Annotated in this window: 10 protein-coding genes; 7 read left to right on the forward strand and 3 right to left on the reverse strand. The window is 71.3% G+C overall.

Annotated features, from left to right (window positions below):
* Positions 1 to 54: 54 nt before the first annotated feature.
* The 4 genes from F3T56_RS49530 to F3T56_RS49915 all read left to right on the forward strand — a co-directional run bounded on the left by F3T56_RS49530 (position 55) and on the right by F3T56_RS49915 (position 1,147).
* Entirely contained in the window at positions 55 to 189 is a 135-nt protein-coding gene (locus F3T56_RS49530; protein ID WP_281291955.1) for a cupredoxin domain-containing protein, read from the forward strand.
* A 26-nt stretch (positions 190 to 215) separates the two neighbouring features.
* Positions 216 to 392 carry a hypothetical protein gene (locus F3T56_RS47200; protein ID WP_216373060.1) on the forward strand — a complete coding sequence of 59 codons (177 nt, stop codon included), beginning with the start codon at positions 216 to 218 and terminating at the stop codon, positions 390 to 392.
* An 18-nt stretch (positions 393 to 410) separates the two neighbouring features.
* A complete protein-coding gene (locus F3T56_RS47205; protein ID WP_216373061.1) occupies positions 411 to 635 on the forward strand; it encodes a hypothetical protein in 225 nt (74 codons plus the stop codon).
* 62 nt (positions 636 to 697) lie between these two features.
* The gene (locus F3T56_RS49915; protein ID WP_342787044.1) at positions 698 to 1,147 is read left to right on the forward strand and encodes a nitroreductase family protein; all 450 of its coding nucleotides are present in this window, start codon (positions 698 to 700) and stop codon (positions 1,145 to 1,147) included.
* A gap of 296 nt (positions 1,148 to 1,443) precedes the next feature.
* Here F3T56_RS49915 and F3T56_RS48715 read toward each other — a convergent pair whose 3' ends face one another.
* The 3 genes from F3T56_RS48715 to F3T56_RS38140 are packed head-to-tail and all read right to left on the reverse strand — an operon-like array spanning position 1,444 to position 3,138.
* The gene (locus F3T56_RS48715) at positions 1,444 to 1,719 is read right to left on the reverse strand and encodes an ArsR/SmtB family transcription factor (protein WP_281291956.1); all 276 of its coding nucleotides are present in this window, start codon (positions 1,717 to 1,719) and stop codon (positions 1,444 to 1,446) included.
* Between the two features lie 19 nt (positions 1,720 to 1,738).
* Positions 1,739 to 2,719 carry a thioredoxin-disulfide reductase gene (gene trxB / locus F3T56_RS38135; RefSeq protein ID WP_149830052.1) on the reverse strand — a complete coding sequence of 327 codons (981 nt, stop codon included), beginning with the start codon at positions 2,717 to 2,719 and terminating at the stop codon, positions 1,739 to 1,741.
* Complete coding sequence (locus F3T56_RS38140) at positions 2,716 to 3,138, reverse strand: arsenate reductase ArsC (protein ID WP_149830053.1); 423 nt, start codon at positions 3,136 to 3,138, stop codon at positions 2,716 to 2,718. The genes trxB and F3T56_RS38140 overlap by 4 nt, the downstream gene beginning before the upstream one ends.
* 91 nt (positions 3,139 to 3,229) lie before the next feature.
* Here F3T56_RS38140 and F3T56_RS38145 point away from each other — a divergent pair, with 91 nt between their 5' ends.
* The 3 genes from F3T56_RS38145 to F3T56_RS38155 all read left to right on the forward strand — a co-directional run bounded on the left by F3T56_RS38145 (position 3,230) and on the right by F3T56_RS38155 (position 5,910).
* Positions 3,230 to 3,538 carry an ArsR/SmtB family transcription factor gene (locus tag F3T56_RS38145; protein ID WP_149830054.1) on the forward strand — a complete coding sequence of 103 codons (309 nt, stop codon included), beginning with the start codon at positions 3,230 to 3,232 and terminating at the stop codon, positions 3,536 to 3,538.
* Between the two features lie 90 nt (positions 3,539 to 3,628).
* A complete protein-coding gene (locus F3T56_RS38150) occupies positions 3,629 to 4,363 on the forward strand; it encodes an aquaporin (protein WP_149830060.1) in 735 nt (244 codons plus the stop codon).
* Between the two features lie 167 nt (positions 4,364 to 4,530).
* Positions 4,531 to 5,910: an FAD-dependent oxidoreductase gene (locus F3T56_RS38155; protein WP_425473718.1), complete on the forward strand. Its 1,380-nt coding sequence runs from the start codon at positions 4,531 to 4,533 to the stop codon at positions 5,908 to 5,910.
* Positions 5,911 to 6,000: the final 90 nt, after the last annotated feature.

Here is a 6,000-nt window from a genome sequence, read left to right on the forward strand (position 1 = left end):
CGACACCGTGTACAAGGAGGGCGCCTACCTGCTCGAACCGAACCAGGCTCGCAGGTGCTCGACCTGGCCCCGGCGCAGGGCGGATTCACCGAGACGACGTTCCCCGAGGCCGGCCACTACCGCTTCGTCGACCACGACATGCGCCACGCCGAAGCCGGGGCGCACGGCATGGTGGAGGTGAGCGACTGATGGACACCGTCGGCTGGTGATCCCTGGTGAGGTTCGCGCACGTGGCCGGCGCCGCCCTGTGGATCGGCGGCCAACTCGCCCTCTCCCTGGTGATCCTGCCGCTGGCCCGCCACCTGCTCGCCCCGGAGGCCAAGGACAGCTTCACCGCGGCGGTCGGCCGCCGGTTCGGGATGCTGACCGGAGCGGTTTTCCTGCCCGTGTAGCTGGCCACCGGCTGGGCCATGGCCTGGCACAAGGGCGTCACCTGGTCCTCCCTCGCTGAACCCGGCTACGGCCGCACCCTGGCGACCAAACTCGCCCTGTTCATCCTCGTGATGCTCGCCGCGGCCGGACACGGCATCGCCCACGCCAGGGGCCGCGCCGACCTGGCCCGCGCCCTGGCGGTCGTCTCCCTCGTCGGCTCACTCGGCGTCGTCCTGCTGGCCACGGCCCTGCCCGCCACCTGACAAGCGGCCACGCCGAAGAAAGCACGCCGAAGAAAGCGCGGAAGAAAGGAAGAGAAGCCCTCATGCGCACTCAAACCCCGCTGGACGCGGCCACCGTGGAGTCGCTCCTGGCGGCCGCCGTGGCGGCCCCGTCGATCCACAACACCCAACCCTGGCGCTTCCGCCTGGCCCCCGACAGCCGACTGCTGGAGGTCCATTCGGTGCCGGAGCGCACCCTGCCCCTGACCGACCCGACACACCGCGCCCAGTATCTGTCCGCGGGCGCGGCGGTCTTCAACCTCCGCCTCGCCGCCGTCCACTTGGGTTGGCGGCCGGAGGTACGACTGCTGCCGGACCCTCACGCCCCCGGCCTGCTGGCCGCCGTACGACTGACCGGTCCGCTCGGCGCGGACGACCAGCCGCCGGACCCCGGCCTCTATGAGGCCATCCCACGACGGCACACGAGCCGGATGCCGTTCACCGGCCGCCCGGTGCCCGAGCCGATCGTGGCGGAGATGGTGACCGCCGCGTAGGCCGCCGGCGCACGCCTTCACGTACCGGATTTCGCCGGCACCCGGCGGCTGCTGCGTCTGACCGCCGCTGCCGAAGCACGCAACGGCGCCAACCCGGCACGTACAGCCGAAACCCTCACCTGGGTCACCGTCCCAGGATCGGACGCCCCGTATGGCATTCCCGTCACCGCCCTCGGCCCGCCGGACGCGGGCAGGCGCGTACCGATGAGGGATTTCGCCGTCGTACTGCCCGCCATCGTCCGTCGGCCCGCCCTGTGGTTTGAACGCCACGTCCAGCTGGCCCTGCTGTGGACGCCTCACGACCGACGGGAGGACTGGCTGCGGGCCGGCCAGGCCCTGCAGTACGTGCTCCTCACGGCGACCGCCCACGGGCCTCGCGCCCCGACTACCTCGTGGTCGCCGTCTGCGACAACGCCCACGAACAACTCTCCTTCCGAGCGGGATCGCTCGACCAGGCCGACCTGGTCGAGCACCTTGAGGTGGTGGGCGAGGAGGTTGCTGGGCAGGCCCAGTTCCCGGCCGAGCTCGCCGGGCGAGGCGTCGCCCAGCACCAGCCGGTCGATGATCGCCAAGCGCGCGGCCGGAAGGTGGTCAGACGGCAGCCGTGACCGGCTCGCCCGCGGCTTCGGCGTCGCTCAGGGCGGCGAGGTAGCGCTCCGCGTCGAGGGCGGCCGCGCAGCCGGAGCCCGCCGCGGTGATGGCCTGCCGGTAGGTGTGGTCGACGACGTCACCGGCGCCGAAGACGCCCGGGATGTTCGTACGGGTGGAGGGGGAGGTGACCTTGAGGTAGCCCTCGTCGTCCAGGTCCAGCTGGCCGGTGACCAGGTCGGTGCGCGGGTCGTGGCCGATGGCGACGAACAGCCCGGTGGCCTGGAGGCGGGAGGTCTCGTCGGTGACGGTGTCGCGCAGGGTGAGCCCGGCGAGCTTGCCGCCGTCCTCGTGGATCTCGGCGACCTCGCTGTTCCAGGCGAAGGAGATCTTCGGGTCGGCGAAGGCGCGGTCCTGCATGGTCTTGGAGGCCCGCAGGGTGTCGCGGCGGTGGACGACGGTCACGGACCTGGCGAAGCGGGAGAGGAAGGTGGCCTCCTCCATCGCCGTGTCGCCGCCGCCGACCACCACGATGTCGTGCTCGCGGAAGAAGAAGCCGTCGCAGGTCGCGCAGTACGACACGCCACGCCCGGACAGCGCGTCCTCGCCGGGCAGGTCCAGCTTGCGGTGCTGCGAGCCGGTCGCCATGATGACGGCCTTCGCCCGGTGGACCGTACCCGCGCTGTCAGTGACGGTCTTCACCACGCCGGTGAGGTCGACCTCGACGATGTCGTCGGGAACGAGCTCGGCGCCGAAGTGCTCGGCCTGGGCGCGCATGTTGTCCATCAGGTCCGGGCCCATGATGCCGTCGCGGAAACCGGGGAAGTTCTCCACCTCGGTCGTCTGCACCAGCGCGCCGCCGGCCGTGACCGCGCCCTCGAAGACCAGCGGCTTCAGCGAGGCGCGGGCCGTGTAGAGGGCGGCGGTGTATCCGGCGGGGCCGGAGCCGATGACGATGACGTTGCGGATCTCGCCGTCGCTCATGCCGTGGCCTCGGGCTTCTCCGGCGCGATCTCCTTGATCAGGCCCTCGACCAGCGTCTTGATCTCGTCGCGGATCGGGCGAACCGCCTCGACGCCCTGACCGGCCGGGTCGTCCAGCGTCCAGTCGAGGTACCGCTTGCCGGGGAAGACCGGGCAGGTGTCGCCGCAGCCCATGGTGATGCAGACGTCGGACTCCTTGACCGCGTCGATGGTGAGCATCTTCGGGACCTCGGCGGAGATGTCGATGCCGACCTCGGCCATGGCCTCGACGGCGGCCGGGTTCACGTTGGCGCCCGGGTTGGAGCCGGCGGAACGGACCTCGACGCGGTCCCCGGCCAGGTGGGTCAGCCACGCGGCGGCCATCTGGGAACGGCCCGCGTTGTGGACACAGACGAAGAGCACGGAGGGCTTGTCGGACATCAGAGGTCTCTCTTGTCTCACGACGACATCAGGCGCGAATGATGTCAGCGCCCGGTGGTGTCAGCTACCACTGATGTGAGAGTATCAGTCCATGATGACGTCAGTCGACACTGACCTGATCCGGGTTCTGGCCGACCCGCTCAGGCTCCAGATCGTGACCCTGCTCGCCAAAGAGATGCTGTGCACCAGCCACCTCGTGGAGGAGACCGGTGCGAGGCAGACCAACCTCTCCAACCATCTGAGAGTGCTGCGCGAGGCCGGGGTCGTGGAGACGGAGCCCTGCGGCCGGTTCACCTACTACCGGCTCAAGCCCGACGTCATCGCCTCCCTCGCGGGCCGGTTCGCCGACCTGGCCGAGTCCGCTCGTACCGCCTCCGACAACAAGCGGTCCTGTCCCTGATCCCTCGCCCTTCCTGGCGACTGCACCAAGGAGTTTTTGTTGACCGCCACGCACGAGTCCGGCACGCGCGAGTCTGCCGCGGAGTCCGCGATGCCCGCCGCCGCGCCGCAGCCCGCTCCGGGCGCCACCCCGCCCCGTAGGCCGCTGGCGGCCCGCGCGGCCGCCGAGCTGGTCGGCACCGCGGCCCTCGTCGCGGTGGTGATCGGCTCCGGCATCCAGGCCACCGAGCTGACGAAGGACGTCGGCGTGCAACTGCTGGCCAACTCCCTGGCCACCGTCTTCGGCCTCGGTGTACTGATCCTCCTGCTCGGTCCGGTCTCCGGCGCGCACTTCAACCCCGTGGTCACGCTGGCCGAATGGTGGACGGCCAGGCGTGGCGGCGCGGGGGTGACGATCCGCGAGGCGGCGGTCTATGTCCCCGCACAGATCGTGGGAGCGATCGCGGGCGCGATCCTGGCGGACGCGATGTTCGCCGAGCCGCTGGTGGAGTGGTCCACGCACGACCGGTCCGCCGGGCACCTGCTGCTCGGCGAGGTCGTCGCCACGGCCGGGCTGATCCTGCTGATCTTCGGCCTGGCCCGCACCGGCCAGCTGCGGTTCGCCCCGGTGGCCGTCGCCTCGTACATCGGCGCCGCGTACTGGTTCACCTCGTCGACGTCCTTCGCGAACCCCGCGGTGACCATCGGCCGTACCTTCAGCGACACCTTCGCGGGCATCGCGCCCGGCTCGGTCGCGGGCTTCATCGCCATGCAACTGATCGGTGCCGTGCTCGGGCTGGCGCTGGTGGCCCTCATATTCCTGCCTGGGCGGGAAACCGCGGAGTGACGTCTGGGGGCGCCCCTCGGAAAGGGGCGTCCCCTGGTTGCAGTCGCACTCGTCGTTGATTCGGTGAATGTCTATGTTGACGCTCATCGATATAGGTGCCATCCTGGGTACGCAAGACATCGACATGCGTCGAATCAAGCGAATCGGTCGACTCAAAGGGGAACATCGTGGCCGTGCCCACCAACAGCGTGCCCACCACCGACCAGCTGCCCGTCCTGGTCATCGGAGCCGGTCCCGTCGGCCTGGCCGCCGCCGCGCACCTCGTCGAGCGCGGCCTCGAACCGCTGGTCCTGGAGGCCGGCCCCTCCGCCGCCACGGCCGTACGAGACTGGGCGCACGTGCGTCTGTTCTCGCCGTGGGCCGAGGTCACCGACCCCGCCGCCGAGAAGCTCCTCGCCCCCACCGGCTGGGTCCGCCCCGACGGCGCCGCCTACCCGACCGGCGGCGACTGGGCGGAGCGGTACCTCCAGCCGCTCGCCGACGTCCTCGGCGACAACGTCCGCTACGGCGTCACCGTGACCGGCGTGGCCCGCGCGGGACGGGACCGCATCGTCGACGCCGACCGCGCCGAACAGCCCTTCACCGTGCACGTCCGGACAGCCGACGGCCACGAGGAGCGCCTCACCGCCCGCGCCGTCATCGACGCCTCCGGCACCTGGACCATCCCCGGCCCCATGGGCGCCGACGGCCTGCCCGCCCTCGGCGAGAGGACGGCCACCGACCGCATCTCCTATCGCGTCCCCGACCTCAATGACCCCGCCGTCCGTGCTCGGTACGCGGGCAAGCGCACCGCGGTCATCGGCTCGGGCGCCTCCGCCTTCACCGCTCTGGCCTACCTCGCCGACCTGGCCGAGGACGAGCCGGGCACGCACGCGGTGTGGATCCTGCGCCGGGGCATCGGCGCGAACACCTTCGGCGGCGGCGAGGCCGACCAGCTCCCGGCTCGCGGAGCCCTGGGCCTGCGCGCCAAGGCCGCCGTCGAGGCCGGCCACGCCAGTGCGCTCACCGGGTTCCGTACCCAGACCGTGGACCGCGCCGGCGACCGGATCGTCCTCCTCGCCGAGGACGGCCGCCGCCTCGACCCGGTCGACGAGATCATCGTCCTCACCGGCTTCCGCCCCGACCTGTCCTTCCTCTCCGAGGTCCGCCTCGGCCTCGACGAACGCCTCCAGGCCCCCACCGCCCTGGCCCCGCTCATCGACCCGAACGTCCACTCCTGCGGCACCGTCTACCCGCACGGCGTGGGCGAGCTCTCCCACCCCGAGCAGGACCTCTACCTCGTCGGCATGAAGTCCTACGGCCGCGCCCCCACGTTCCTCGCGATGACCGGCTACGAGCAGGTCCGCTCCATCACCGCCGCCCTCGCCGGCGACCACGAGGCCGCCGAACGCGTCGAGCTGACCCTGCCCGAGACCGGCGTATGCGGCGGAGCGGGCCTGTACGACGACCCCGACGCCGCCCAGAGCAGCGAGGGCGGAGGCTGCTGCGCGGCTCCCGCGACCCTGCAGATCGGCATCGGCGCGCCAAGCACGTCCGGCGGCTGCTGACCTGTCGATCACCGTTCCTAGGGACTGAGCGGGAGTGAGTCCTGTTGCCAGGGCTCATGCTCAGCCGAATGCCCCGTACGGTGTTGGGTG

Origin of the sequence: Streptomyces tailanensis, assembly GCF_008386495.1 — a bacterium.
Classification (GTDB): Bacteria; Actinomycetota; Actinomycetes; order Streptomycetales; family Streptomycetaceae; genus Streptomyces; species Streptomyces tailanensis.